The sequence below is a fragment of the Micromonospora inositola genome (assembly GCF_900090285.1).
Taxonomy (GTDB): domain Bacteria; phylum Actinomycetota; class Actinomycetes; order Mycobacteriales; family Micromonosporaceae; genus Micromonospora; species Micromonospora inositola.
In genome coordinates this window covers 1,735,619-1,762,565 of the sequence record NZ_LT607754.1, presented here as the reverse complement: position 1 = coordinate 1,762,565, position 26,947 = coordinate 1,735,619, and the positions used below count along the sequence as shown (strand labels likewise).

The following is a 26,947-nucleotide window of genomic DNA, read 5'->3' as shown; positions in this document are numbered from 1 at the left end:
CAGGACGGGACACCGGGAGGTGCAGTGACGTACGAGGAGTTCGCCGACTCGCGGCTGGGCGCCCTGCTGCGGTACGCGGTCATGCTGACCGGCGATCCCCACCAGGCCCAGGACCTGGTGCAGGAGACGATGGTCCGGGTCCAGCTGAACTGGCGGCGGGTGGCCCGGACGGACTCGCCGGAGCGGTACGTCCGCCGGATGCTCACCAACCAGTACGTCGACTGGCGGCGGGGGTCGTGGGCGCGCCGGGTGCTGCTGCGCGGCGAGCCGGACGAGGCGGTGCCCGCGCCCGCCGACCACGCGCAGTCCGCGGTGGACCGGGACCAGGTCTGGTCCTGGCTGTCCCGGCTGCCCCGCAGGCAGCGGGCCACGCTGGTGCTGCGCTACTACGAGGACCTGCCGGACGCCGAGATCGCCGAGATCCTCGGCTGCGCCGTCGGCACCGTCCGCTCCTGCATCTCCCGCGCCCTGGCCACCCTCCGAGCCGAGTACGTGGAGGTCTGCTGATGATCGAGGACGAGCTGCGGGCCGCCTTTGCCCGGCACGAGACCCTGACCCCGGCCACCGGGCCGGTACGCTCCGCGATCGAGCGCACGGCGTTCCGCCGTCGGCGCCGCCGGTTCCGGCTCCGGCTCGGCGGTACGGCGTTGGCGCTGGTCGTGGCCGCCCTGGTCGGCGTACCGGCGATGACCCCGGACCGCCAGCAGCAGACCGCGACGCTGCTGGTCGAGCCCGGCCCGTCGACGCCAACCGGGGCGCTGAACGTGCTGCTGCTCGGCCTGGACGGGGCCAGCCCCGGCGGGACCCGGCGGGCGGACTCCATCCTGCTGGTGCACATCCCGGCGGACCGGAGCCGGCTCTACCTCGTCTCGCTCCCGCGCGACCTGCAGGTGCCGATCCCCGGGGTCGGCACGAACAAGCTCAACAGCTCCTTCGCCTACGGCAGCATGGCGGCAAAGGGCGACCTGACCCGCGGCTACGACCTGACCCGACGGGTGGTCACCGAGGTCACCGGCGTACCGATCGACGCCGGGGCGGTCATGACCTATCCGGCGCTGCGGAAGCTCACCGACGCGGTCGGCGGCGTACCGGTCTGCCTGCCGCAGCGGGTCCGGTCGTTCCACACCCGCCGGGTCTTCCCCGCCGGCTGCCAGCAGCTCGACGGCGCGGCCTCGGTCGACCTGCTCAGGCAGCGCGTCGGACTCGCCGACGCGGTGCAGGACCGGGACCGGAACGCCCAGCGGTACGCGGCCGGCCTGCTGCGCCGGATCGGCGAGCGGGGTGTGCTGACGGACCCGGCGATGCTTAACACGCTGCTCACGCAGATCGGCTCCGGCCTGACGGTGAAGACGGGGGAGACGTCGGTGCTGACGCTGCTCTCGGTGGCCGGGAAAGCGGCCGCCGCCGAGCCGGTCGCGGTCGGCCTCCCGGTGGTCTACACGGAGAAGCCGTTCTTCGGCTTCCAGCTCGACCGGGCCGCCGCTCCGGCGTTCCTCGCCGCGCTGCGGGAGGACCGGTTGGGCGAGTGGACGGCCGCCCACCCGGACCAGGTCACCGGGCTGCGGTAGGCGTCAGCGGTAGTCGTCCTCGTCGGCGGCGACCACCCGGGCCTGTTCCATCGCGTCCCAGTCGTCGACCTCCAGGCCGCGGTGCGGCTCGGTCTCGCCGTCGCCCGGGTCGGTGGACATCGCCTGCTCGACCGCGTCGGCCGGTTCCGCCTCCGGATCCCGTTCCTCCGGAGCGAGGTGGTCGCTGGGGGTGAAGTCCTCGTCGGGCTGACCCATCGTCCCTCCCTGGATCTCGGTGCGGACAGCTACCCACACACCGTACGGGCTGCGCGCGCAGGCTGCTCGGAGCCGAGCGGAACCGGACTCGGCGGATTGTCCCTCCGTACCGGGACGCCGGTGCCAGGATGGGGGCGTGGGCTTCCTGATCCGACTGGCGATCACCGCGGTCGCGCTGTGGGTCACCACGCTCATCGTGCCCGGCGTCGAGGTGACCGGCCGCAGCGGCGCCGACAACGCGCTCACCCTGATCGTGGTGGCGCTCATCTTCGGCGTGGTCAACGCGGTCCTCAAGCCGGTCATCAAGGTGTTCGGCTGTGTGTTCTACCTGCTCACCCTCGGCGTGTTCGCGCTCGTGGTCAACGCGCTGCTGTTCCTGCTCACCGACTGGATCGCCCGGGGGCTGGACCTGCCGTTCCGGGTGGACGGCTTCTGGGCCGCCTTCTGGGGAGCGATCGTGATGGCGGTGGTGAGCTGGCTGATCAGCATCGTCGTGCCGGACCGCCTGGAGAACCGGTGAGCGTGTCCCGGGTCGGTTGTGCCCGTCGCCGCCTTCTACGGGATACTGCCCGCGGTGGACAGCGCGGTCCGGCGCACCCATGGAAGACAGCGGCCTGCACGGCCGAGAGCGGTAAGTAAGGAGCGTTCGACATGCCCATCGCTTCCCCCGAAACGTACGCGGAGATGCTGGACCGCGCCAAGGCCGGCCGGTACGCGTACCCCGCGATCAACGTGACGTCCTCGCAGACCCTGAACGCGGCGTTGAAGGGCTTCGCCGACGCGGAGAGCGACGGCATCATCCAGGTTTCCACCGGTGGCGCGGAGTACCTCTCCGGCCCGTCCGTGAAGGACATGGTCACCGGCGCGGCGGCGTTCGCCGCGTACGCCCGTGAGGTGGCCAGGAACTACCCGGTCAACATCGCCCTCCACACCGACCACTGCCCGAAGGACAAGCTGGACAAGTTCGTCCGGCCGCTGATGAAGATCTCCCAGGAGCGGGTGAAGCGCGGCGAGGAGCCGCTGTTCCAGTCGCACATGTGGGACGGCTCCGCGGTGCCGGTGGCGGAGAACATGGAGATCGCCGCCGAGCTGCTCGACGAGGCCGCCAAGGCCGCCGTGGTCCTCGAGATCGAGGTCGGCGTGGTCGGCGGCGAGGAGGACGGCGTCGAGAACGCCATCAACGAGAAGCTCTACACCACCGTCGAGGACGGCCTGGCCATGGTCGAGGCGCTCGGCCTCGGCGAGAAGGGCCGCTACATGGCGGCGCTGACCTTCGGCAACGTGCACGGCGTCTACAAGCCGGGCAACGTCAAGCTCCGCCCCGAGGTGCTCGACCACATCCAGATGGCGGTCGGCGCCAAGTACGGCAAGGAGAAGCCGCTCAGCCTGGTCTTCCACGGCGGCTCCGGCTCGCTGCTCTCGGAGATCCGGGAGGCGCTGGACTACGGCGTGGTGAAGATGAACATCGACACCGACACCCAGTACACCTTCACCCGGCCGGTCGCGGACCACATGTTCCGCAACTACGACGGCGTGCTGAAGGTCGACGGCGAGGTCGGCAACAAGAAGATGTACGACCCCCGGGTCTGGGGCAAGGCCGCCGAGGCCGGCATGGCCGCCCGCGTCGTGGAGGCCTGCGAGCACCTGCGCTCCACCGGCACGAAGATGAAGTAACCAGCACGTACGCCGAAAGGGCCGGCCCCCCGCGCGGGTGCCGGCCCTTTCCGGGTCAGGCCGCCGCGGTCAGCACCCGGACCGCCTCGCGGACGTCGTCGGTCAGGTGCACCGTCGCCGACAGGTCGCCGAAGTGCGAGGCGGCCAGCAGCGGCCGCAGCAACGACTCGACCGGCAGCTCCGTCGTCCAGTACGCCCGGTCGAGGAAGACGTACGCGCCGCTCGCCCCGTCGGTGCCGTAGTACGTCTTGGTGGCCGCCTGGAACACCTCCTGCACCGTCCCGGCCCGGCCCGGCGCGAAGACGATCCCGCCCCGGGCCAGCCGCAGGATGGTGTCCTCCCGGATGGCGTTGGAGAAGTACTTGGCGATCCGCCCGGCGAAGAGGTTCGCCGGCTCGTGCCCGTACAGCCAGGTGGGGATGGCCAGCCCGCCGGAGCGGGCCCACTCGGTGCCGGCCGCCGCGGGGCGCTGCGCGGGCAGGGTCGGCCCGGGCGCGTACCGCTGCCGGACCGCCAGGGCGGCGGCGGTGTAGCGGTCGTGGTCGGTGAAGTCGGGGGCGGTGGCGAGCAGGTCGATCGCGGCGGTCAGTTCCTCCGCCGGCCAGGCCGCGAGGAACGCGCCGAGGTTCGCCGCCTCCATCACCCCCGGACCGCCGCCGGTCACCACCAGCCGGTCGGCCCGGGCCAGCTCCCAGCCCAGCACCGCCGCCATCCGGTACGCGGCGCTGCCGCGCGGCACCGCGTGCCCGCCCATCACCCCCACCACGGACTGCGGCCCGTGCCCGGCCAGCCACGTCCGGGTGGCGTCGGCCAGGGCGTTGTCCACCCCGTGGTCGTGCAGCCGCTGGCCGAGCGCCTCGCGGACGTCCGGCAGGGCGCCGCCGTGGGCGCGGAAGTGCTCGTACACCCGGGTGTCGTACATCCCGGTGAAGCCACCCTCAGCGAAGCCGGCGGCCAGGTCGTCGGGGGTGTAGAGGTGGGACGGCTGAGTCGGGTAGGGCAGCCCGGAGAAGGGCGGCACCACGTTCGCGCCGCGCCGGACCAGGTCCGCGCCGACCTCCCGGCCGGCGAACCGGCAGCCCACGAAGAGGGTGCCGGCGACATCGGCGGCGGTCAGGTCGGGCACCGGGTCGAGGTCGAGGCGGAGTCCTTGCACGGTCAGCCCGGCCAGGCCGCCGCCGGCCAGCCGCCGGTCGAACTCGGCCCGGGTCTCGATCTCGTCGACGCTGGTGTCGTGCGGCTCGATGACGTCCGCGGGAGGTGGGGTCGGCACCAGGCCATCCTGCCCGCACCGGGCAACCCGGCAAACGTCGGCCGGACGGACAGGAGCCCGGCGGCCGGCGAGTTCACCGTAGTAAGAGTGACGCACAGCGACCGGCTGGCCCGGTTCGGCGCGGCGGGTCCGCGGGGCAGTCCTCGGCCGCGGCTTCCGCCGCCACGTGCATGCCACACCGGTCACCGACCGGAACGGGCAACGCCGGCCGCATGCCCGGCTTCGCCGGACCCCCTCGCGCGCCCCCGGGCGAAGCGGGTTGAATGGGGCGATGCAGAACCTGTTGCCTGAGCCACCGGCCACCCTCCTGCCCGCGCACGAGGAGGCCGACGCCGCCCTGGCCGACGCCGCCGCGCAGGACACCGACGAGGCGTACGCCGAGGTGGCGGCCCGTTTCCCGACCCACAGCGCGGCCTGGGCGGCGCTCGCCGCCCGCGCGTTCGCCGCGGGCCAGGTCATCTCCGCGTACGCGTTCGCGCGCACCGGCTACCACCGCGGCCTGGACCAACTGCGCCGCAGCGGCTGGAAGGGCCACGGCCCGGTGCCGTGGTCGCACAAGCCCAACCGCGGCTTCCTACGCTGCCTGTACTTGCTCTCCCGGGCCGCCGGTGAGATCGGCGAGGCGGACGAGGCGGCCCGCTGCGCCCAGTTCCTCCGTGACTGCGACCCGGCCGCCGGGGACGCCCTCGCCAGCAACTGACCCGCGCCTCGACGGCCGGTCCGGAGGCCGGGCCGGCCGTCGTGCCTGTTCAGAGCCCTTCGGCGACCGCGGCGGCGATCTTCAGCCAGGCGTCCCGGGTGGCCGAGGAGAGCTGCCCGTACCGGATCGGCTCCCCGGTGTCGATCAACCGCTCGTACGGCGCGAGCAGCACTGCCCGGGTCCGGGCGGCGAAGTGCTCCTGGATCGCCGGCAGGTCGATCTCCTTGCGGGACGGCGGCATCGACACCACCGTCACCGCCTGCCGGACCAGCCGCTGCCGGCCGCTCTGCTCCAGGTGGTCGAGCATCCGGGCGGCGGTCTCCGCCGAGTCGTTCCGGGCCGACATGGTGACCACCAGCTGGTCGGTGGCGTCCATCGCGGCCTGCCAGTTCTGCGCCCGGACGTTGTTCCCGGTGTCCACGAAGATCAGCTTGTAGAAGCGGCTGACCACCTCGCGGATCTCGGCGAACGCGGCCGCGGTGAGCATCTCCCCGCCGGTGGCCGACTCGTCCGAGGCGAGCACGTCGAACATGCCCTCGCCCTGCGAGCGGACGTACTGCGACAGGTCGCCGACCCGGCCGTGCGCGCCCTGGAACTGGCCCAGGTCGCGCAGCATGTCCCGGACCGTACGGGAGTGGAAGTCCTGCTGCGCCCGCATCCCCAGGGTGCCCTGGGTCTCGTTGTTGTCCCAGGCCAGCACGTAGCCGCCCCGTTTCTGCCCGAAGGTCATGGCGAGCAGCAGGATCGCCACCGTCTTCCCGGCGCCGCCCTTCGGGTTGACCACGGTCACCTGGCGCAGCCCGCCGAAGTTGCGGCGGACCATCTCGATGTCGCGCTTGAGCTCCTGCTCGTGCCGCCCGGGCGCGAGCCGGACCAGGCCCATCCTGTTGACCACGGCCCGCACGCCCATGGTGGCCACCGGGTCCACCGGCCTGGCCTGCCGCCGCCGGGCGAAGTCCTCGGCGGTCGGGGTGGCGCCGGTCTCCGGCGTCCAGGCCGGATCCGGGTACGCCGCGGGCGTCCGCTGCGGCGGGACCGGCTGCTGCGGTCCGGGCTGGTGCGGTCCGGCGCTGGCCTGCGGCGGCCAGGGCGGCGGGTACCAGCCGGGCGGGGCGGCCGGGCCCGGTCCGGGCGCCTGCGGCGGCGGGTACGCGGACGTGCCGGGATAGCCGGGCTGGCCGTACGGCGGCAGTGGTGGGTACCCCGTGCCGTCGCCGTACGGCGGCACCGGTCCGGGCATTGGCGGCTGCTGGTCCGGGCGGTGGACCGGTACGCCCGGCGCGGGCGGGAACGGCCCGAGCCGGGGCGGCGCGGGCGGCTCGGCCGGTCCGCTGGTCAGCCGCTGCGGCGGCTGGGCCCACGGCGACTCGCCCGGATTTCGGGCCGCGGCCGGGCCCCCCTCGGCCGGGTCGACGGCCACGCCAGCCGCGTCGCCGTCGGCCTGGCCGGCCGGACCAGCCGCGTCCCGCGATCCTGCCCCGGCGGGTCCGGCGGTCCCCGGACCCGTTGTCCCGTCGGTCCGGGTGGTCGCCGGACCCGTCGGTCCGGCCGCCCCCGGCGTGGCGCCCATCGGCGTGGCGGACGCCGGGTGGTCGAGGCTGAAGGGCAGGTCCAGGTCGACCGCCGGCCGGGCCGTCCGAGGCTTCGCCGGCTCCGCAGGTCGCGCCGCACCGGAGTCCGCCGGCGCGGTCAACGCCCAACCGGCGGTCCCGGGTTCAGCGGCAGGCGGCGTGGGAGCGGGAGCCGGCGGCGGCGTGCCCCCGTTCGGCGGCGGGGTGGGCCAGGCGGGTGCGGCCGGCTGGGTCGGTACGGCCCACGGCTGGGCGGCTACCGGCTCGGTCGGGTCCGGCGGCCAGAGCGGTTCGATGTCCCGCTCGGGCACCGGCTGTTGGCCCGGCACGTGGGCCCGGTCGGCGTTCTCGTGCACCACGGTTCCTCCCCATTCCTCCCGCCGAGGATAGGCCGTCCGGGTCCCGGGGGAGCCGCCCACGGATCGACGGGGGTCAGAACGTCCAGACCGCCCAGGCGCCCGGCTCGGTCCACCAGGACCGCTTCCGGCTCAGCTCGCCCTCGACGCCGTCGTCGAGGAAGGGCACCTTCTCGTCGCGCGGGACGACCGCCACGGCGCGGCCGCGGGCGCGGCGCACCTCCAGCCGGACCCGCTTCCGGCCCAACGCCGTCCGGGTCACCACGGGAACGGCCACCGCCACCTCGACCCGGCCGTCGGTCGGGTCCGGGTCGGCCAGCAGCGCCACGTCGTCGAGGCGGGCGTAGCCGCCGGCGTTGCCGACCGCGCAGGCCATGATCGGCTCGTCGCCGTCGGAGAGGACCGCGTCGTCCACCTCGACCCGGGCCCGCCAGTGCAGCGGTCGGCCGGCGTCGTCGGCCGCGCCGAGCAGCGCGCCGTCCAGGGTCACCGAGCCGCCGTCGTTGCGGAGCAGGTCGAGCCGGCGGGCATTGCCGTCCAGCACCGCCGCGGCCACCGCCGCCGGGTCGCGGGGCAGCCCGAGCTGCGCGGCCAGGTCGCGGTGCGTTCCGCTCCGGGCCGGATCCAGCGGGAGTATGCCGACCGTCGGCAGGTCCGGCACGGTCCGGTTCGCGGGCAGGTCGGCGGGGCGGCGACTGGGCGGTGGGGCGTACCGCCGGACCAGCCGGCGCACCACGGCGCGCAACTGTCCGTCACTGGCCGTGGCGACCACGAGGCGGGTCTTCGAATCCGGGTCCGGCCAGGTCAGGCCGTCGGGGCGCGGCGGGCCGTCGAGCCGGGCCAGCACCTCGTCGATCTCCGCGTCCGAGCGGGCGGTGACCATCTCCACCCGGGCCCCCCGGGCGGTCAGCGCGTCCGCGCAGGCCAGCACCGGTACGCGCGGCGTCTCGCAGCGCTCCTCGGCCTTCTCCCCGGCGGCCTCGGCGGCGCCACCGCAGCAGGCTTCACCGCTGCCGCAGCCCCCACCGGGATCGTCCCGCTCCGAGCCGAGGGTGAGCAGCACCACGTCGTACACCGGCCGAGCCTCCTGCCTCTCGCCGCGACCCCTGCCAGCCGCGCCGTCACTACTTGTTAGCCTGACACCCCGGGCTCGCCAACCGGTCGCCACCTGGCACCCGAGCCTTCTGGAGGCGGAAAAGATGCCAGCGATCGTGCTCCTCGGCGCTCAGTGGGGCGACGAGGGCAAGGGCAAGGTTACCGACCTGCTTGGTGAGCGGGTCGACTACGTGGTGCGCTACTCCGGCGGCAACAACGCCGGCCACACGGTGATCACCCCGGACGGCCAGAAGTACGCGCTGCACCTGATGCCGTCGGGCGCGCTCTCGCCCAGCGCGATGATCATCATCGGCAACGGCGTGGTGGTCGACCCGAAGGTGCTGCTGGAGGAGATCGACGGCCTCTCCCAGCGGGGCGTGGACGTCTCCCGGCTGCGCATCTCCGGCGACGCACACCTGATCATGCCGCACCACCGGGCGCTGGACCGGGTCGTCGAGCGCTACCTCGGCTCCGCCCGGATCGGCACCACCGGCCGCGGCATCGGCCCGGCGTACGGCGACAAGGTCGCCCGGATGGGCATCCGGCTCCAGGACCTGCTCGACCCGGGCATCCTGCGTAAGAAGCTGGAGCTGGCGCTGCGCGAGAAGAACCAGCTGCTGTTCAAGGTCTACAACCGCAAGGCGATCGACGTCGACGCGACGATCGAGGAGTACCTGGGGTACGCCGAGCGGCTCAAGCCGTACATCGCGGAGACCCGGGTGATGCTCTGGGACGCGCTGGACCGCGGCGAGACCGTGCTGCTGGAGGGCGCCCAGGCCACCATGCTCGACATGGACCACGGCACGTATCCCTTCGTCACCTCGTCGAACCCGACGGCCGGCGGGGCGTGCGTGGGCGCCGGCATCCCGCCGACGGCGATCACCCGGGTGATCGCGGTCAGCAAGGCGTACACCACTCGGGTCGGCGCCGGCCCGTTCCCGACCGAGCTCTTCGACGACAACGGCCAGCACCTGCTCAAGGTCGGCCGCGAGTACGGCACCACCACCGGCCGGGAGCGCCGCACCGGCTGGTTCGACGCCGTCGTCGCCCGGTACGCGTCCCGCCTCAACGGCGTCACCGACCTGGTGGTCACCAAGCTGGACGTGCTCACCGGCCTGCCCAAGGTGCCGATCTGCGTCGCGTACGAGATCAACGGCGAGCGGTTCGACGACATGCCGATGTCCCAGACCGACTTCCACCACGCCACCCCCATCTACGAAGAGCTGGACGGCTGGTGGGAAGACATCACCAAGGCGAGAACCGAGGAAGAACTCCCCGAAAACGCGAGACGCTACATCGCCCGCATCGAGGAACTGACGGGCACCCGCGTCAGCGTGGTAGGCGTAGGCCCCGGCCGCGAAGAAAACGTGGTCCGCCACCCCCTCCTCCCCTAACCGGCTTCTGTGGGGCGGTTGTCCACAGGGGGTGGTGGGGCAGGTGGGGTGGTCCACGGTGGTGAGTCGTGGCGTTGATCATGAGGTGGGCGGGCTGATTCGTGATCGAAGCACCCGCCAACCTCATGATCAACGGGGTCCAGGGGTGGGGTCAGTAGGATGCGGGGTCGTGCGGGTTCTTCTTGTGGGTGGTGGGGGGCGGGAGCATGCGCTCGCGCTCGGGCTGGCAGCCGATGCTTCCGTCGAGGCGTTGATCGCGGCGCCGGGTAACCCTGGCATCGCCGCCGTGGCGGAGCTGCGGTCGGTCGATGCGACCGACCCCTCGGCCGTCGCGGGGCTCGCCGTGGAGGTCGGGGCCGACCTGGTGGTGATCGGGCCGGAGGCGCCGCTGGTGGCCGGGGTCGCCGACGCGGTGCGCGCCAAGGGCATCCCCGCGTTCGGTCCGTCGGCGGAGGCGGCCCGGCTGGAAGGCTCCAAGGCGTTCGCGAAGGACGTGATGCTCGCCGCCGGCGTGCCGACCGCGCGCGCCTTCACCTGCACGGACGCCGAGAGCGCCGGCGCCGCGCTGGACGAGTTCGGGCCGCCGTACGTGGTGAAGAACGACGGCCTGGCCGCCGGCAAGGGCGTCGTCGTCACCGAGGAGCGGGCCACGGCGCTGAAGCACGCCGAGGAGTGCGGCCGGGTGGTGATCGAGGAGTACCTCGCCGGCCCCGAGGTCTCGCTCTTCGTGGTCACCGACGGCGAGGCGGCGCTGCCGCTGCTGCCCGCGCAGGACTTCAAGCGGGTCGGTGACGGCGACACCGGGCCGAACACCGGCGGCATGGGGGCGTACGCGCCGCTGCCCTGGGCGCCGCCCGGCCTGGTCGACGAGGTGATGCGCGACGTCGTACACCCCACCCTGGCCGAGATGCGCCGCCGGGGCACGCCCTTCGCCGGGCTGCTCTACGTCGGGCTGGCGGTCACCGCCGCCGGGCCGCGGGTGATCGAGTTCAACGCCCGGTTCGGCGACCCGGAGACCCAGGTCGTCCTGGCGCTGCTGGAGACGCCGCTCGCCGGGCTGCTGCACGCCGCCGCCACCGGCACGCTGGCCGCGCACCCGCCGCTGCGCTGGCGGGACGGCGCCGCGGTCACCGTGGTCGTGGCCGCCGCCGACTACCCGGCCGCGCCGCGCACCGGCGACGTGATCACCGGCGCGGACCGCCCGGGGGTCATCCACGCGGGCACCGTCCGTCGGGCCGCCGACGGCGCGTTGCTCTCCGCCGGCGGCCGGGTCCTCTGCGGTACGGCCACCGGCCCGGACCTGGTCGCCGCGCGGGATGCCGCCTACGCCCTGGTACGCGGCATCGAGCTGGCCGGCTCGCAGCACCGCACCGACATCGCCGCCGCCGCGGTAAATGGCCGGATCACCCTGCCGGGCTGATCCGACCACCCCTGGACCAGCCGCTGGTGCCCCCGCGCCGCGCCGACCGTTGGCCCGGTCGCGGTGCCGTCGGATCGATCGGCGTGCGCATTCCTGCCTGGTCAGGCCGGCGTGAACCAGCCGTTCGGCGGCCGTCGCACATTGACACCCCATGCCACGATCACCCTGTCGGTGGGTGTGAGGCCTCGCCGGTAACGGGGAGGGGGATTGCGGTGGCCGGCTTCCTCGGTACGGCGCTCAGCTTCCCCACCGTGCTGTTCAGCTTCCTGCTGCTGGTGGTCGTCGGCTACTGGCTGCTGGTGTTGACCGGGGTGCTGGACCTCGGCGACGACCTCGACGTGGACGGGGTGCCGGGTGGCGTCCTGGCCGGCCTCGGGCTCGGCGGACTGCCCGCCACCATCGTGTTCTCCCTGCTCGTCGCGGTGGCCTGGTTCGTCAGCCTGGCCGGCACCGTGCTGCTCGACGAGCTCGGCCTCGGCGTCGCCGCCCGGGTCGCCATATCGGTCGGGGTGCTGCTGGCGGCCCTGCTCGGCGCCTGGCTGGTGACCCGGCTGGTCGCCGTGCCGCTCGGCCGACTCTTCCCCACCGGTACGGAGTCCAGCCGGCACGCCTTCGTCGGCAGCCTCTGCACCATCCGCACCGGGCGGGTGACGGCCGACTTCGGGCAGGCGGAGGTGACGGCGGCGGACGGCTCGTCCGCGGTCGTCCAGGTCCGCCAGCCCGGTGCCGAAGCACTGCGTGCCGGCAGTTCAGCGCTGATCTACGACTACGACGTCGAGGGCGAGTTCTTCTGGGTCATGCCCGCCGGCATCGCCTTCGACCCCGATCCTTCGCGTCACGCACCGATGTAACCGCCGCCGGTGACCCTCTCCCGCGACGGTGGGTCACCCCTTCGAGCCTCGACCGGACGCCTCACCCCGCCGCCGGTCCGTCCCACGCTGCCCCCGCACTCCCACTGAAAGGAGGATGCGCGGCACCCACCGGCCCGCCCGCACCACCGGACCGGCGCCGCGCGCTCAGCCATGGATGTCGTCACCACCGGGATCGGCGTACTGCTCGCCGTCCTCCTGCTCGTCGCGCTCGGCGTGGTCTTCCTGGTCAGCCGCCTGTTCCGCAAGGTGGAACAGGGCAAGGCGTTGATCGTCTCGAAGGTCCGCCGGGTGGACGTCACGTTCACCGGAGCGGTCGTCCTGCCGGTGCTGCACAAGGCCGAGATCATGGACATCTCGGTGAAGACGATCGACATCGAGCGGACCGGCAACGAGGGTCTGATCTGTCGGGACAACATCCGGGCCGACATCCGGATCACCTTCTTCGTCCGGGTCAACAAGACCACCGAGGACGTGATCAAGGTGGCGCAGGCCATCGGCACCGCCCGGGCCAGCGACCGGGAGACCCTCCAGGAGCTGTTCAACGCCAAGTTCTCGGAGGCGCTGAAGACGGTGGGCAAGCAGCTCGACTTCGTCGACCTCTACACGAAGCGCGACGAGTTCCGTGACCAGATCATCCGCGTGATCGGTACCGACCTCAACGGCTACAGCCTGGAGGACGCGGCGATCGACTTCCTCGAGCAGACCCCGATGTCCCAGCTGGACGCCAAGAACATCCTCGACGCCCAGGGCATCCGGAAGATCACCGAGCTGACCGCGATCGAACACGTGCGGACCAACGAGTTCCAGCGCAGCGAGGAGAAGGAGATCACCCGGCAGAACGTCGACGCCCGGGAGGCGATCCTGGAGCTGGAGCGGCGGCAGGCGGACGCCGAGGCCAAGCAGCGGCGCGAGATCGAGACGGTACGGGCCCGCGAGGAGGCCGAGATCACCCGGGTCCGGGCGGAGGAGCGGCTGCGGGCCGAGACGGCGAACATCCGTACCGACGAGCAGTTGGGCATCCAGCACGAGAACCGGAGCCGGGAGATCGCGGTCGCCGAGAAGAACCGCGAGCGGGTCATCGCGATCGAGACCGAGCGGATCGAGAAGGACCGGATGCTGGAGGTCATCGGCCGGCAGCGGGAGACCGAGCTCAGCACGATCGCCAAGGACAAGGAGGTCGAGGCGGAGAAGCGGGCCATCGCCGAGGTCGTCCGGGAGCGGATCGCGGTCGAGAAGACCGTCGCCGAGCAGGAGGAGAACATCAAGCGGCTGCGGGTCGTCGAGGAGGCCGAGCGGACCCGCCAGGCGGTGGTGATCCAGGCCGAGGCCGAGGCGCAGGAGAACCTGGTCAAGGACATCAAGGCGGCGGAGGCGGCCGAGGCGGCGGCCAAGTTCAAGGCCCGTGAGGAGCTGGTCCTCGCCGAGGCCCGGCAGCAGGCCGCGGAGCTGGACACCCGGGCGAAGATCCGGCTGGCCGAGGGCCTGCAGGCCGAGGCGGCGGCCGCCGGCCTGGCCGAGGTGCAGGTCCGCGAGCGGGGCGCCGAGGCGATCGAGAAGGTGGGCCGCGCCGAGGTCGCCGTCGAGCGTGACAAGGCCCTGCTGGCCGCCGAGGCGGTACGCGAGAAGCTGAAGGGCGAGGCCGAGGGCCTCACCGACAAGGCGGCGGCGATGGCCGCGCTGGACGACGCCACCCGCCAGCACGAGGAGTACCGGCTGCGGCTGGAGCTGGAGAAGGAGGTCCGGCTCGCCGGGCTGGACGCGCAGCGGCAGGTCGCCGAGGCGCAGGCGAGGCTGGTCTCCACCGGCCTGGAGAAGGCGAACATCGACATCGTCGGCGGGGACAGCGTCTTCTTCGACCGGCTGCTCAGCTCGATCTCGTTCGGCAAGAGCGTGGACGGGTTCGTCGCGCACTCGGACGTGGCCCGCGGGCTCACCCAGCCGTGGCTGGACGGCACCGCCAGCTTCACCGACGACCTGACCCGGATGCTCGGCTCGGTGAACACCGGTGACGTGCAGAACCTGACCCTCTCCGCTTTCCTGCTACAGCAGATGCGGGCCGGCGGCGCGGACAAGGGCAAGCTCCAGGAACTGCTGAATGCAGCGCAGCGCCTCGGCGTGGCCGAGACCCCGCTGGCTGCCCTGGCCGGCCCGCGGCAGCGCGCCGGTGAGTGAGCCGGTGCCCGGTCCGACCGGCGGGAACGCGGCCGGGCCGGCCGGGGCGGACGCCGGCGGCCCGGCCGGGCTGGACGCGGGCAGCTACGAGGTGCTGCGCAACCGGCTGGTCGGGCAGGCCGGCGAGCTGGCCCGGCGGGCGGAGCGGCTGAACGCCCGGCGGCTGGAGGTGTTCGGCAGCACCGAGCTGCGCCTGCTCAGCACCGAGCGGATCCGTACCGGGCACAACTGCGTGCCACGGGACATCGTGTCGGTCGGCGGGTTGATGCTCTTCGGCTACAACGTCTTCATCGGACTGAAGCCGGAGACGACGGTCGACGACGTCTTCTCGCTGCACCGCTTCGAGCGGGAACGCAGCGCCGCCGACGCGGGGAGCGACTCCGACACGTTCCGGTTCGACCGGGCCGGCCCGGACGAGCTGCCCGGTCTGCTGCGCGACCCGGTGTTCCAGCGCGACTTCGCGGAGCTGTACCGCTACTACCGGCAGACCCGGCTGCTGCAGCTGCGCCGGCTCGACGGGCGGCTGCTGGCGGTGTTCCAGACCGGCCCGCGGACCGACGACATCCGGGTGCTGCGCTGGCGGCTCGACAGCGACGGCGGCGTCGCGTACCTGGACAACCGGGGCGAGCGGGACCACGTCTTCCCGCCGTCGCACGACTTCGAGTGGATCGAGACGACCCGGGAGGACCACGTCCTCGGCCGGCACCCGCACATCTCCATCGCCGACGAGGTCTTCGTGGAGACGGTCGGCGGCACGCTGACCGTCAAGCTGGAGAACAACACCGAGGTCGGCGAGGGCATCTACGACGAGCCGGTGGACGAGCCGTTGCAGAGCCTGGCCGACGCCGACGTGAGCTGGGCCCGGGTCGGCCCGCTGATCCTGCTGCGGATGCGGCCGTACAAGGAGACCGAGTGGCGGCACCTGGTCTTCAACACGCTGACCCGGGAGGTGGTCCGGCTCGACGGCATCGGGCCGGCCTGCCAGCGGCTGCCCGAGGACCACGGGATCATCTTCCCGGGCGGCTACCACCTGGCAACCGGGGTCACCCGCACGTTCGACACCGACGTGACGGGGCTGGAGTTCGAGCAGGTGGTCCGCTCTCCGAACGGGGAGGACGTCCTCTACGTCTTCCACGCCCGGGCCGACGGCCGCTCGCTGCTGCTGCCGTACAACGCCATCCGCAAGGAGGTGGCGGCGCCGATCCCGTGCCACGGCTTCTCGCTCTTCGACGACGGCACGCTGGTGGTGTTCCGGGCCACCTCCGAGGAGCCGACCCGGGTCCACCCGATGCAGATCTGGCAGACGCCGTACGTCTCCGACGCGTACGCGGCGGCCCAGCCGGCGGGCACCGGCCCGCTGGAGCGGGTCGGCAACGCCGACCTGGTCCGGGGCATCTCCGACTGCCTGTCGGTGGCCCGGATGGTCGACGGCGCCGCGGCCACCACGGGTGTCTACGAGGCGCTGATCGCGACCTGCGCCCGGATCGTCGACCACTACCACTGGCTCGGCGAGGCCGACCTCGGCGAGCTGCTGGCGCCGCTGGCCGAGCTGCGGCGCACCGCCGTCGCGGTGCTCGACGAGTACGAGAAGGTCCGCGCCCTCACCGAGCAGGCGCGGACGGCGCTGGACGAGAGCGCGCAGGGGATCGCCTCGCTGGCGCGGCGGGCGCGCGGCGAGGCGCCGCTGACCGCCGACGACTGGGTGCGGCAGCTGGCCGGGCTGCGTCAGGCGCGCGGCCACCTGGAGACCCTGCGGGAGCTGCGGTACGTCGACCACGGGCGGATCGACGAGCTGGCGGAGCGGCTGGACGGGGAGTTGGCGGCCGCCGGCCGCCGGGCGGTGGACTTCCTGCGCCGGGACGACGCGTTCACCGGCTACCAGGCCGAGGTGGACCGGCTGGCCGGGCAGGGCGCCGCGATCGGCACGGTGGCCGAGGCCGGGGCGGTCCGCGACGAGCTGGCCGGGCGCGCGGAGGGCCTGCAGACCATCACCGACGTGGTGGGCGGGCTCGACATCGCCGACGCGACCGTACGCACCGGGATCCTGACCCGGGTCGGTGAGGTGCTCGGCGCGGTCAACCGGGCCCGAGCGGTGCTGGACAACCGCCGCCGGGAGCTGCTGGAGGTGGAGGGCCGGGCCGGCTTCGCGGCCGAGTTCGCGCTGCTCGGGCAGGCGGTGACCGGGGCGCTGGCGGCGGCGGACACCGCCGAGCGCTGCGACGAGCAGCTCGGCCGGCTGCTGCTGCGGGTGGAGGACCTGGAGTCCCGGTTCGGGGAGTTCGACGACTTCCTCGCCGAGCTGGCGACCCGGCGGACCGAGATCTACGAGGCGTTCTCCTCGCGGAAGCAGGCGCTGCTGGACGAGCGGGCCCGGCGGGCCGACCGGCTCGTCTCGTCGTCGGAGCGCATCCTGGTCAGCGTGCGGCGCCGGATCGGCACGCTCGGCTCGCTGGACGAGATCAACACGTACTTCGCGGCGGACCCGATGGTGGGCAAGCTGCGCGCGGTCGTCGACGAGCTGCGTACCCTCGGCGACCCGGTCCGGGCCGAGGAGCTGGACGGCCGGATCCGGGCGGCGCGCCAGGAGGCCGGTCGCGGCTTGCGCGACCGCCTGGACCTGTACGCCGACGGCGGCGAGACGATCCGGTTGGGCCGGCACCGGTTCGCGGTGAACACCCAGCCGATCGACGTCAGCGTGGTGCCGCACGACGGCGGGCTGGCGGTGGCGGTGACCGGCACCGACTACCGGGCCCCGGTCCGGGACGAGGAGTTCGCCCGCACCCGCCGGTTCTGGGACCAGCTGCTGGTCTCCGAGTCGCCGGAGGTGTACCGCGCGGAGTACCTGGCGACGTCGCTCCTGACCGCCGCCGAGACGGGCCGCGAGGGGTTGACGCTGGACGGGCTGCGGGCGGCGGCGGCCGACGCGAGTGACCTGCGCGAGCTGGTCCGCCGGTTCGCCGAGGCCCGCTACGACGAGGGCTACGAGCGCGGCGTGCACGACCACGACGCCACCGAGCTGCTGCGGGCGTTGCTGCGCCTGCACGCCGGGGCCGGCCTGCTCCGCTACCCGCCGGCCGCCCGGGCCGCCGCGCAGCTCTTCTGGCGGTTCGGCACGGCCGAGCCGGCCCGGGCAGGCTGGACCGCCCGGGCCACCTCGCTGGCCCGGGCCCGGGACCGCTTCGGCCGCCCCGACCGTGCTGCCGTGCCGGACGGCGACCGGGTCGAGGCGGGGGACGCGATCGACCGGCTGTACGCCGAGCTGGCCGCCGAGGTGGGCCGCTTCCTGGCCGGCGCCGGGCTGACCGGGCCCGCCGGGGAGGCCGGCCTCGCCGGGGAGTACCTGTTCGAGGAGTTGTCCCGACCGCCCGCCGGGTTCGTCACCGGTGCCGGCGCGCGGGCCATGCTGGACCGGTTCCGCCGCGCCCTCGGCGGCCCGCAGTCCCGCTCCGCCCGGGAGTTCGACGCCGACCTGCGGGCCCTCGACGGCGACCTGACCAGCCGCCACCAGCTCGTCGAGGCGTGGCTGACCGCGTTCCTCGCCACCGACGGCGGCACGCTGTCCGGGTACGACCTGCCGGAGGCGGTCGCGGTGGAGCTGTGCGGCGCCGACCTGCCGCGCCACGAGGCTGCGGCGGCGATGTCGGAGACCGTCGGCGGGCTGCTCGGCGCGCATCCCCGGATCGTCGGATCGGCGATGACGCTGCGGCTGGACGAGACGCTGGCCCGGACCCGCCGGTTCCGCACCGAGCTGGCGCCCGCGTACCGGGACTACCAGCGCCGGCGCAACGCGCTGGTGGCCGCCGAGCGGGACCGGCTGCGGCTGGAGGAGTACCGGCCGCGGGTGATGAGCGCGTTCGTCCGCAACCGGCTGCTCGACGAGGTGTACCTGCCGCTGATCGGCGACAACCTGGCCCGCCAGCTCGGCGCGACCGGCGACGCCAAGCGGGTCGACCAGTCCGGCCTGCTGCTGTTGATCTCCCCGCCCGGCTACGGGAAGACCACCCTGATGGAGTACGTGGCCAGCCGGCTGGGCCTGGTCTTCGTCAAGGTCAACGGGCCGGCCCTCGGCTCGGGGGTCACCTCGCTCGACCCGGCGGACGCGCCCGACGCGACCGCCCGGCAGGAGGTGGAGAAGATCTCCTTCGCCCTGGAGCTGGGCAACAACGTCCTGCTCTACCTCGACGACATCCAGCACACCTCGCCGGAGCTGCTGCAGAAGTTCATCTCGCTCTGCGACGGGCAGCGCCGGATGGAAGGCGTCTGGGAGGGCCGGACCCGCACCTACGACCTGCGCGGCAAGCGGTTCGCGGTGTGCATGGCGGGCAACCCGTACACCGAGTCGGGGCAGCGGTTCCGGGTGCCGGACATGCTGGCCAACCGGGCCGACGTGTGGAACCTCGGCGACGTGCTCTCCGGCCGGGAGGAGGTGTTCGCGCTCAGCTACATCGAGAACGCGCTCACCTCGAACCCGGTGCTGGCGCCGCTCTCCGGCCGCGACCGCGGCGACGTCGAGCTGCTGGTCCGCATCGCCCGGGGCGACGACTCGGTGCGGGCCGACCAGCTCGCCCACCCCTACTCTCCGGTGGAGCTGGAGCAGATCGTCTCGGTGCTGCGCAAGCTGCTGCGGGTGCAGCAGGTCGTGCTCGCCAACAACCAGGCGTACATCGCCTCGGCGGCGCAGTCCGACGCGTCCCGCACCGAGCCGCCCTTCCAGCTTCAGGGGTCGTACCGGAACATGAACAAGCTGGCCGAGCGGATCGTCCCGGTGCTCAGCGACGAGGAGCTGGAGGCGGTCATCGACGACCACTACCTCGGCGAGGCGCAGACCCTGGCCGCGGGCGCCGAGGCGAACCTGCTGAAGCTGGCCGAGCTGCGTGGCCGGCTCACAACCGAGCAGGGCCGGCGGTGGGCCGAGGTGAAGGCCGGTTACCTGCGGGCCCGCGCGCTCGGTGGCGCCTCAGACGACCCGGTGGACCGGGCGGTGGGCGCGCTCGGCCTGCTCGCCGACCGGGTCGGCGGGGTTGCGGCGGCGATCGGCCGCGCCGCCGACCGGGCCTGACACCGGCGGCGGGGCGGCTTTCCGGTACGCCGGGCCGCCCCGCCGCCGACCCGTCAGTCCGGGGCCTCCACCGCCGGGCCTGTCGGGCCCGTCGACGCGCCGGCCCGGCCGGTTATCCGGTCCAGCAGGTTGGCGGTGGCCCGCTCGATCCGCTCGTCCCGGTTTCCTTGGCGGTTGAGCGCCATCGTCCAGCAGAGCGTGCCGGCGGCGAAGACGATCCCACCCTGCGGTGTCTCGTACAGGTGGGTGTTCTGCATCTGCCGCCTGCCCTCTCGCGTCCGGTACGGCGAGGCGCTGAGCAGGGTGGCGGTGGTGGCGGCGGGCCGCGGCCCGGTCGGGTTGAGGCCGTCCGCCTCGCCGCCGACCACCCCGGGGATCCGGTCGCCGTCGGCCACCCCGGTGCCGGCCCAGAACCAGTGGTCCGCGCCCTGCACCACCAGTGGCTGCGGGTCGCCGACGATGCCGTTGTACTGCACGCCGATGAGCGCCTGTTCGGGCTGCCCGAGGCTGCGCCACCTGACCGTCGGGCCGGCGGCGTCCTGGCCCAGGTCGGAGTCGGTCTTCTTGGCGCAGGCGACCACCCGTTCGGGGCGGCCGTCGGCGGTGGGGCGGACCCGGATGTGCCAGTAGACGCTGTTGGCGCCGAGGAAGGCGAGGCTGTGACCGGCGGCCACCGCCCGTTCTGCGGTCCGGCGCATCTCCGCCGACCAGTACTCGTCGTGCCCGGCGAAGACGATGCCCCGGTGCCGGGTCGGGTCGAGCCGCCCGGAGTGCAGGTCGAGGCTGGTCGCGTAGCTGACGTCGTACCCGCTGCGTTCCAGCCACTGGATGGCGTCGTGGTCCCGGGTGAGCTGGATCGGGATGCCGTGCTCGGCGTACGGGCGGTCGAAGGAGACCTCCAGCGCCCGGAGCCGGGGATCTTGGCGGCCGGTGGCCGCGTAGCCGTTGTAGAGGCTCTTGCCGGCCCGCCGGTCCCGCGGCCACTGGTTGTACGCCTGCCAGGTGGTGACCGGCAGGACCACGCAGAGCGCGGCCGCCCGCCGGTCGTCCCGGACCACGAACGGGGTGCAGGCGTGCCAGCCGTCCGCCGAGGTGAAGACCGCCTGGTAGAGCCCGGAGGTCCAGTGGTCCGGCACCCGGACCGTCCAGGAGACCGGCCAGCGGCAGGCGATCGTGCCGGTCGCCGGGTCGGCCGGCGGCACCGGCTGCGGCACGCCGTCGAACTCGGGGCTGGTCAGCATGGTGCGGGCGCCGGCGCCGTCGTACCAGCCGAGCCGGTGGACCGAGATCCGGTACCGGCCGGCCGGGTTGACCGCGACGTGGAAGTCGATCGACTCGCCGGGCGCCACGCTGGTGGTCGAGGCGTACCCCTGGATCTGGCGGTGCCGGTCGTCCACGGCCCGCTGGCCGTCCCACGGCCACCAGGGCGCGCCGGCCGCCCGGTTCTCCACCTCCACCGGCGGTGGCTCCCGCCGGACCAGCGTCCCGGTGCGGTGGCGGACCGGGTCGGTGGTGCCGAGCGCCGCGGCGGAGGCGCCGCCGGCGAGGAGACCGAGTGCCCAGCGCCGGCGGAGACGGACCATTGGACAGCTCCTGGAACGAGTGAACAGGGACCTGCCGGGACCGGCGGCGGATGAAAAGGTACCACCGCCGCCCGATGCGTCCGTCCCTTGTGTTACCCGCCTCAGCCGTAGTAGCGGCGCAGCTCGCGACTGAGCACCTTGCCGGTGGCGTTGCGCGGCAGGTACTTCACGAAGATCACGTCCCGGGGCACGGAGAAGCGGGCCAGGTAGTGCCGGACGTACTCGCGGACCGCCTCCGGGTCGAGCGTCTCGCCGGGGTGCAGGGCGAGGAACGCGGCGAGGCGCTGGCCGTACTCGGGGTCGGGCACCCCGATCACGGCGGCCTCGCGGACCTGCGGCAGTTGCGCGAGCAGGTCCTCCAACTCGGAGGGAAAGACGTTCTCGCCCCCGGAGACGATCATGTCGTCCGCGCGGCCGTCGACGAAGAGCAGACCCTCGGGGTTGACCCGACCCAGGTCGCCGGTGTCCAGCAGGCCGTCGTGGGTCTCCCGGCGGGCCCCCGAGGTGTACCCCTCGAAGAGCATCTCGTTGCCCACGAGGATCCGCCCGACCCGCCCGTCCGGGACCGGCTCACCGGCGTCGTCCAGGATCTCCAGCCGGGTGCCGTGCGGCGGGCGGCCGGCGGTGGTCGGGGCCGCGCGCAGGTCGGCCGGGCCGGCGATGGACGCCCAGGAGACCTCGGTCGAGCCGTACAGGTTGTAGAGGACGTCCCCGTAGACGTCCATGAACCTCGGAGCCAGCCCGCCGGGCAGGGCCGAGCCGCTGACCGCGACCACCTTCAGCGGCGGTCGGGGGCTCGGCGGCGGCACCTCCAGCAACCGCTGCAGCATCACCGGCACGGCGAAGAGCGCGTCGCACGGCTGGGCGGCCAGCGCGGCCACCGTGGCGGCCGGGTCGAAGCGGCGGTGCAGCACGATCGTGGAGCGCAGCGCGAAGGCCACCTGAAGGGCCGCGTACCCCCAGGTGTGGAAGAGCGGCGCAGCGATCAGCACGGTGTCGCGGGCGTGCAGCGGGATCCGGTCGATGATGGAGACCAGCGGGCCGAAGCCGTGCGGAGTGGGCCGTCGGGCGCCCTTGGGCGTTCCGGTGGTGCCGGAGGTGAGCACGATGGTCCGGCCGTCCCGTTCGGGCGGCTGGAGCTGGTCACCGGGGAGGGCGCCGGCGATGAGTTCCTCCTGGCCGCGCTCGTCGACCCGATGGACGTCGGCGGGGAGGCCGAGGACCCGCTCGGCGAACTCGGCGTCGTGCACCAGGACCCGCAGCGACTGTTCCTCCGCGACGGTGGTCAACTGCGCGGCGGAGAGGCCGGTGTTGACCAGGACGGCGTCCGCGCCGAGCAGCATCGCCGCGACGACCGCCTCGATCAGCCCGTGGTGGTTGCGGCAGAGCACCCCGATCCGGTCCCCGGCCTGGACCCCGAGTCCGGCGCGCATCGATCGGGCCAGCCGTTCGGCCCGGTCCAGCAGCTCCTGATAGGTGAGCTCGACGCCCTGCTCGTCGACGACGGCCGTCCGGCCGGGGTCGCGGGCGGCGGCCTGGCGCAGCTCGCCGGCGAGGCTCCAGCCCCACTTGCGCAGCGCACCGAGCTGGGAGGCGACCCGGATGGGACGGCCGGGGGTGAGCAGCCCGCGCCGGGTCAGCGTGGCGACGATGAACGGCAGGTCCAAGCCGCTACCTCCTTCGGGGAGCACCGAAGGGCCCCGGAGGAGCCCTGCCAGGCCGAGCGTGTCTTCACGATCATGCACCCGCGGCGGCGGGGAGCCCAGCCGGCGTTCTCCCTGCCCACCCGTCGGACACGGTGGGTCGTACGCGTCGGAACGGAAGGTGAGGACGTGCGGTCCCCGCGTCACCGGACGGCGACTGCCGGTCACCCTCCGGCGGGTACGCCGGCCGTGGCGACGCCGCCCGGCACGGCGACGTCGCCACGGGTCCGGCCCGCGCCGGCGACCGGGTCGGCCCGTGGTCCGGACCCGGTCGCCGTCAGCGGATCTGCACCCCGGAGATCGCCCGGGAGATGACCAGCCGCTGGATCTCCGAGGTGCCTTCGAAGATGGTGTAGATCTTGGCGTCCCGGTACCAGCGTTCGACCGGGTGGTCGCGCAGGAAGCCGGCGCCGCCGAGCAGCTGGACCGCCTTCTCGGTGACCGACACGGCCACCTCGCCGGCCTTGAGCTTGGACATCGAGCCCTCGCCCGCGGTGAACGGCCGGTTGTTGCGCCCCATCCAGGAGGCCCGCCAGACCAGCAGCCGAGCCGCGTCGATCTCCATCTTCATGTCGGCCAGCGCGAACGCGACCGCCTGGTTCTCGATGATCGGCCGTCCGAACTGGACCCGGTCCCTGGCGTAGTCGAGGGCGTACTCGTACGCCGCCCGGGCCACGCCGAGGGCCTGCGCGCCGACCGTGGGCCGGGACAGCTCGAACGTCCGCATCGCGGCCTGGCCGGAGGCGCGCTGGCCGGAGCGGGCCCGGTCGAGCCGTTCCAGCAGGGCGTCCCGACCGCCGAGCAGGCAGCGCCCGGGCACCCGTACGTCGTCGAGGAAGACGTCGGCGGTGTGCGACGCGCGCAGTCCCAGCTTGCGCAGCTTGCGGGTCGCGCTGAGCCCCGCCGTGCCCGGCGGTACGACGAACGCCGCCTGCCCACGGGAGCCGAGCGACGGGTCGACCGAGGCGGTGACGACGTGCACCCCGGCGATCCCACCGTTGGTGGCGTACGCCTTCTGCCCGCGCAGCACCCATTCGTCGGTGGCCTCGTCGTAGACCGCCCGGGTACGCATCGACCCGACGTCGGAGCCGGCCTCCGGTTCGCTGGTGCAGAACGCGGCGACGGCCGGGGAGTCGACGTCGCCGAAGCACTGCGGCACCCACTCGACGAGCTGGTCCGGGGTGCCCGCGCCGTAGATGGCGGCGACGGCGAGGGAGGTGCCGAAGATGCTGAGCCCGATGCCGGCGTCGCCCCAGAAGAGCTCCTCGCTGGCGATCGGCAGGGACAGGCCGGTGGGGTCGGCCCAGCAGTTGGCGAGGAATTCGAAGCCGTACAGGCCGACCTTCGCCGCCTCCTGGATGACCGGCCAGGGGGTCTCCTCCCGGGCGTCCCACTCGGCCGCGGCCGGGCGCACGACCTCGGCGGCGAAGCCGTGCACCCAGTCGCGCAGATCCCGCTGTTCCTCGTTCAGGTCGAGCGAGAACTCGGCCATGTCAGGCCTTGGGGATGTCGAACAGGTTGGCGATGTTGGCGGCGAGGCCCAGGTCGCCCTTGGCCTTCAGCTTGCCGGTCATGAACATCATGACCGGGTTGGCGCCGCCGGAGACGATCTTGAGGAACTCGACCGGGCCCATGGTGAGGCTCAGCTTCGGGTCCCGCTGCGCGCCCTCGTTGACGGTGCAGGCGCCGTTCTCGATGACGATCTCGTAGGTGTCGGTGCCCCCGTCGGGGCGGCCCGTGATGTTCCAGTGGATGACCGCGTTGGTCGAGCCGGCGCGATCGGCGCGGAACAGCGACGGCATCCGGTTGAAGACCTCGCTCAGGATCTTGCCGCGCAGGTCGCCCGACATCACCTCGGCGATCTTGTCGTCGGGGGTGGACTTGACCAGCTGCGCGAACTCCTTGGGGGCCACGTTCGCGAAGTTGGCCGGGTCGAAGTCAGTCATTGGGGATGCACCTCTCGGAGCGGGCCGACTTTGGTTACTCGGGCGTAACCTTACGCACGAGTAGGTATGCTCGCAAGAGTGTCCAGCACACCCACCTTCAAGCGCCTGCCCCGGGCCGTCCGCGAGCAGCAGATGCTCGACGCGGCGGTCAAGGTCTTCTCCCGCCGCGGCTTCCATGCCGCCAGCATGGACGAGATCGCCGAGGACGCCGGGATCTCCAAGCCGATGGTCTACGCGTACCTCGGCACCAAGGAGGAGCTCTTCGTGGCCTGCCTGCACCGGGAGGGCACCCGGATGATGGAGGCGATCGCCGGGGCGGCCGCTTCCGACCTCCCCGCCGACGAGCGGCTCTGGCGCGGCCTGCGCGCCTTCTTCGGCTTCGTCGGCGCGCACCGGGACGGCTGGGCGGTGCTCTACCGCCAGGCCCGCGGCGAGCAGCCCTTCGCCGGGGAACTGGCCACCATGCGGGGCCGGCTGGTCGAGGTGGTCGCCGGAATGCTGGACCACGCGCTGCGCGCCGAGGGGCGCGAGGTGGGCCCGACCGACCTGGAGGTGGTCGCGTACGCCCTGGTCGGCGCGACCGAGTCGCTCGCGGACTGGCTCGCCGACCACCCCGAGGCCGACCCGGAGAAGACCGCCACCCGGATGATGAACGTCGCCTGGCTCGGCGCCGCCCAGCTCCTCCACGGCGTCACCTGGCGTCCGCCGACGATCTGACGCCCCCGGCCAGCACCGACCGCCCTGGTGGCCGGGCGGGTCCGAGCGGCGGCTGGGACGGTCGGTGCCGGGCGGGTCAGCGCCGGGCGGCGGCGCGGACGCGGGCGCGGCGGCGGGCCCAGCGGGCCACCTCCAGCGACCCCGTCACCGCGATCGACAGGCCGACGCCGACCAGCAGTCCCCTCACCGGGTCGCGCTCGAAGGCCAGGCCGCCGAGGTAACCGAGCAGGCCGCAGTAGACCGCCCAGCTGCCGCAGGCCAGCGCGTCGTACAGCAGGAAGCAGCGCAGCGGGTAGCGGACCGCGCCCATGGTCAGGGTGACCGCGGTGCGACCGCCGGGCACGTAGCGGGCGGTGGTCAGGATCATCCCGCCGCGCCGGTCGAGAGCCCGGCGCGCCCACTCCGAGCCGGCCCGCCGACGGCTGTCGGCGGGCAGCCGGGCCACCCGGTGGGCGCCGCCGCCCCGGCCGATGCCGTAGGAGACGTGGTCGCCGGCGAGCGCGCCGACCGCGGCCACCACGATCACCGCGGCCAGGGCGGGCTCCCCGCCCACCGCGAAGACTCCCGCCGTGATCACCACCGTCTCGCCCGGCACCGCCGGGAAGAACGCGTCGACCGCGGTGACCGCGAAGATCACCAGGTACACCCACGGCGAGGCGACCGTGTCGTGCAGCAGGTCGAGCACGGACTCCATGCCCCCATGCTCGGTGCTCGGCCACCGGCCGCGGGCCGAGTCGCCGGATCACGGCACCGCCCGGGCCCGGCTCACGCGGCGGCGGGTCAGCGGATCGCGCCGGCCAGGTGCGGGCGGCCGGACCGGGCGTCGTGCAGCGCGAAGTCCCAGCCCGGCGTGGCGCTGAACGCCACCGTCGACGGCAGCGGCACCGGCAGCTTGAACGCCACGTCGATCGTGTAGGCGTCCGGCAGCCGGCTCTCCAGCGCGGCCAGGCAGTGGGCCTTGCTCCACATCCCGTGCGCGATCGGCCGGGGGAAGCCGAACAGTCGCGCGCCCAGCCGGGAGGTGTGGATCGGGTTGTGGTCGCCGGAGACCCGCGCGTAGTCCGTACCGACCCGGGGGGTCAGCCGCCAGTGCGCGGAGGGGGCCGGCGGGGTCGGCCGGTCGCCCCGGTCGCGCCGCTCACCGCCGCCGGCCCTGCGCTCCTTGCCGAGGTACGTCGAGACGCCGCGCCACACCTCCTCCCCGTCGACCGACCCGACGAGCACCACGTCGAGCTGCCGACCCCGGTCGTGTGGACGCAGGTTCTCCGCGTACGTCCGGAAGTCCAGCCGTTCGCCGGCCTCGACCGGCCGGTGCACGGTGATCCGGTTGGCCACGTGCACCACCCCGCTCAGCGGGATGGGGAATTCCGGCGAGGTCATCAGCCGCAACGCCAGCGGGAACCCCATGACGTGCGGGTATGTCGCCGGCAGCCGGTCGGCGAGCCGGAAGCCGCAGACCCGGTCGTAGTCGGCGAGGTGCGCCCGGTCCACGGCGACGCCGGCGACGGTCAGCTCCACCGCGGGGATCGCGTCGCGGCGCCTGCCGCCCACCCCCGGCAGGGCGCCGAGCAGGGCCCGCCGGTAGAGCGCACCGGCCGACGGCATCCGGGGCAGGTCGACCTGCACCC

General features: G+C 73.6%; 21 protein-coding genes. 11 read left to right on the top strand and 10 right to left on the bottom strand.

What is annotated here, in order from left to right:
* Positions 1-24 precede the first annotated feature (24 nt).
* Both GA0070613_RS08445 and GA0070613_RS08440 read left to right on the top strand, forming a co-directional pair.
* Complete coding sequence (locus GA0070613_RS08445) at positions 25-507, top strand: SigE family RNA polymerase sigma factor (protein WP_089011789.1); 483 nt, start codon at positions 25-27, stop codon at positions 505-507.
* Positions 507-1,568 (top strand): LCP family protein, encoded by a 1,062-nt coding sequence (locus GA0070613_RS08440; RefSeq protein WP_089011788.1) that lies wholly within the window; start codon positions 507-509, stop codon positions 1,566-1,568. Before GA0070613_RS08445 ends, GA0070613_RS08440 begins: the two co-directional genes overlap by 1 nt.
* Before the next feature lie 3 nt (positions 1,569-1,571).
* On the opposite strand, the gene GA0070613_RS08435 is transcribed toward GA0070613_RS08440, so the two are convergent.
* A complete protein-coding gene (locus tag GA0070613_RS08435; RefSeq protein WP_089011787.1) occupies positions 1,572-1,784 on the bottom strand; it encodes a hypothetical protein in 213 nt (70 codons plus the stop codon).
* A 136-nt stretch (positions 1,785-1,920) separates the two neighbouring features.
* Between GA0070613_RS08435 and GA0070613_RS08430 the strand changes: the two genes are divergently transcribed.
* Entirely contained in the window at positions 1,921-2,304 is a 384-nt protein-coding gene (locus tag GA0070613_RS08430; protein ID WP_089011786.1) for a phage holin family protein, read from the top strand.
* A 131-nt stretch (positions 2,305-2,435) separates the two neighbouring features.
* On the top strand, positions 2,436-3,458 hold the full coding sequence (gene fbaA, locus GA0070613_RS08420) for a class II fructose-bisphosphate aldolase (protein WP_089011784.1): 1,023 nt from the start codon (positions 2,436-2,438) through the stop codon (positions 3,456-3,458).
* Positions 3,459-3,513: 55 nt separating this feature from the next.
* Here the strand turns inward: fbaA and GA0070613_RS08415 are convergent, their stop codons facing one another.
* Positions 3,514-4,731 (bottom strand): LOG family protein, encoded by a 1,218-nt coding sequence (locus tag GA0070613_RS08415; protein ID WP_089011783.1) that lies wholly within the window; start codon positions 4,729-4,731, stop codon positions 3,514-3,516.
* Between the two features lie 271 nt (positions 4,732-5,002).
* Here GA0070613_RS08415 and GA0070613_RS08410 point away from each other — a divergent pair, with 271 nt between their 5' ends.
* Positions 5,003-5,431: a DUF3151 domain-containing protein gene (locus GA0070613_RS08410; protein WP_089011782.1), complete on the top strand. Its 429-nt coding sequence runs from the start codon at positions 5,003-5,005 to the stop codon at positions 5,429-5,431.
* A 49-nt stretch (positions 5,432-5,480) separates the two neighbouring features.
* Here GA0070613_RS08410 and GA0070613_RS08405 read toward each other — a convergent pair whose 3' ends face one another.
* Both GA0070613_RS08405 and GA0070613_RS08400 read right to left on the bottom strand, forming a co-directional pair.
* Complete coding sequence (locus GA0070613_RS08405) at positions 5,481-7,361, bottom strand: chromosome partitioning protein (RefSeq protein ID WP_089011781.1); 1,881 nt, start codon at positions 7,359-7,361, stop codon at positions 5,481-5,483.
* 73 nt (positions 7,362-7,434) lie between these two features.
* A complete protein-coding gene (locus GA0070613_RS08400; protein WP_089011780.1) occupies positions 7,435-8,433 on the bottom strand; it encodes a diacylglycerol kinase family protein in 999 nt (332 codons plus the stop codon).
* Between the two features lie 124 nt (positions 8,434-8,557).
* Between GA0070613_RS08400 and GA0070613_RS08395 the strand changes: the two genes are divergently transcribed.
* The 5 genes from GA0070613_RS08395 to GA0070613_RS08375 all read left to right on the top strand — a co-directional run bounded on the left by GA0070613_RS08395 (position 8,558) and on the right by GA0070613_RS08375 (position 19,370).
* The gene (locus GA0070613_RS08395; protein ID WP_089011779.1) at positions 8,558-9,847 is read left to right on the top strand and encodes an adenylosuccinate synthase; all 1,290 of its coding nucleotides are present in this window, start codon (positions 8,558-8,560) and stop codon (positions 9,845-9,847) included.
* A 169-nt stretch (positions 9,848-10,016) separates the two neighbouring features.
* Positions 10,017-11,267: a phosphoribosylamine--glycine ligase gene (purD, locus tag GA0070613_RS08390; RefSeq protein WP_089011778.1), complete on the top strand. Its 1,251-nt coding sequence runs from the start codon at positions 10,017-10,019 to the stop codon at positions 11,265-11,267.
* A gap of 212 nt (positions 11,268-11,479) precedes the next feature.
* A complete protein-coding gene (locus tag GA0070613_RS08385) occupies positions 11,480-12,118 on the top strand; it encodes a hypothetical protein (protein WP_089011777.1) in 639 nt (212 codons plus the stop codon).
* A gap of 171 nt (positions 12,119-12,289) precedes the next feature.
* Positions 12,290-14,311 (top strand): flotillin family protein, encoded by a 2,022-nt coding sequence (locus GA0070613_RS08380; RefSeq protein ID WP_089011776.1) that lies wholly within the window; start codon positions 12,290-12,292, stop codon positions 14,309-14,311.
* On the top strand, positions 14,235-19,370 hold the full coding sequence (locus GA0070613_RS08375; RefSeq protein ID WP_089011775.1) for a DNA repair ATPase: 5,136 nt from the start codon (positions 14,235-14,237) through the stop codon (positions 19,368-19,370). Before GA0070613_RS08380 ends, GA0070613_RS08375 begins: the two co-directional genes overlap by 77 nt.
* A gap of 53 nt (positions 19,371-19,423) precedes the next feature.
* On the opposite strand, the gene GA0070613_RS08370 is transcribed toward GA0070613_RS08375, so the two are convergent.
* The 4 genes from GA0070613_RS08370 to GA0070613_RS08355 form a co-directional block, all read right to left on the bottom strand.
* Entirely contained in the window at positions 19,424-20,953 is a 1,530-nt protein-coding gene (locus tag GA0070613_RS08370; protein WP_089011774.1) for a N,N-dimethylformamidase beta subunit family domain-containing protein, read from the bottom strand.
* A 101-nt stretch (positions 20,954-21,054) separates the two neighbouring features.
* Entirely contained in the window at positions 21,055-22,620 is a 1,566-nt protein-coding gene (locus tag GA0070613_RS08365) for an AMP-binding protein (protein WP_089011773.1), read from the bottom strand.
* A gap of 313 nt (positions 22,621-22,933) precedes the next feature.
* Entirely contained in the window at positions 22,934-24,148 is a 1,215-nt protein-coding gene (locus tag GA0070613_RS08360) for an acyl-CoA dehydrogenase family protein (RefSeq protein ID WP_089011772.1), read from the bottom strand.
* Between the two features lies 1 nt (position 24,149).
* Positions 24,150-24,602: an SCP2 sterol-binding domain-containing protein gene (locus GA0070613_RS08355; RefSeq protein WP_089011771.1), complete on the bottom strand. Its 453-nt coding sequence runs from the start codon at positions 24,600-24,602 to the stop codon at positions 24,150-24,152.
* A 78-nt stretch (positions 24,603-24,680) separates the two neighbouring features.
* Here GA0070613_RS08355 and GA0070613_RS08350 point away from each other — a divergent pair, with 78 nt between their 5' ends.
* Positions 24,681-25,319 carry a TetR/AcrR family transcriptional regulator gene (locus GA0070613_RS08350; RefSeq protein WP_172875771.1) on the top strand — a complete coding sequence of 213 codons (639 nt, stop codon included), beginning with the start codon at positions 24,681-24,683 and terminating at the stop codon, positions 25,317-25,319.
* A gap of 76 nt (positions 25,320-25,395) precedes the next feature.
* Here GA0070613_RS08350 and GA0070613_RS08345 read toward each other — a convergent pair whose 3' ends face one another.
* Both GA0070613_RS08345 and GA0070613_RS08340 read right to left on the bottom strand, forming a co-directional pair.
* Complete coding sequence (locus GA0070613_RS08345; RefSeq protein WP_089011769.1) at positions 25,396-26,013, bottom strand: DedA family protein; 618 nt, start codon at positions 26,011-26,013, stop codon at positions 25,396-25,398.
* 86 nt (positions 26,014-26,099) lie between these two features.
* A complete protein-coding gene (locus GA0070613_RS08340; RefSeq protein WP_089015825.1) occupies positions 26,100-26,924 on the bottom strand; it encodes a MaoC/PaaZ C-terminal domain-containing protein in 825 nt (274 codons plus the stop codon).
* Between the last annotated feature and the right edge of the window lie 23 nt (positions 26,925-26,947).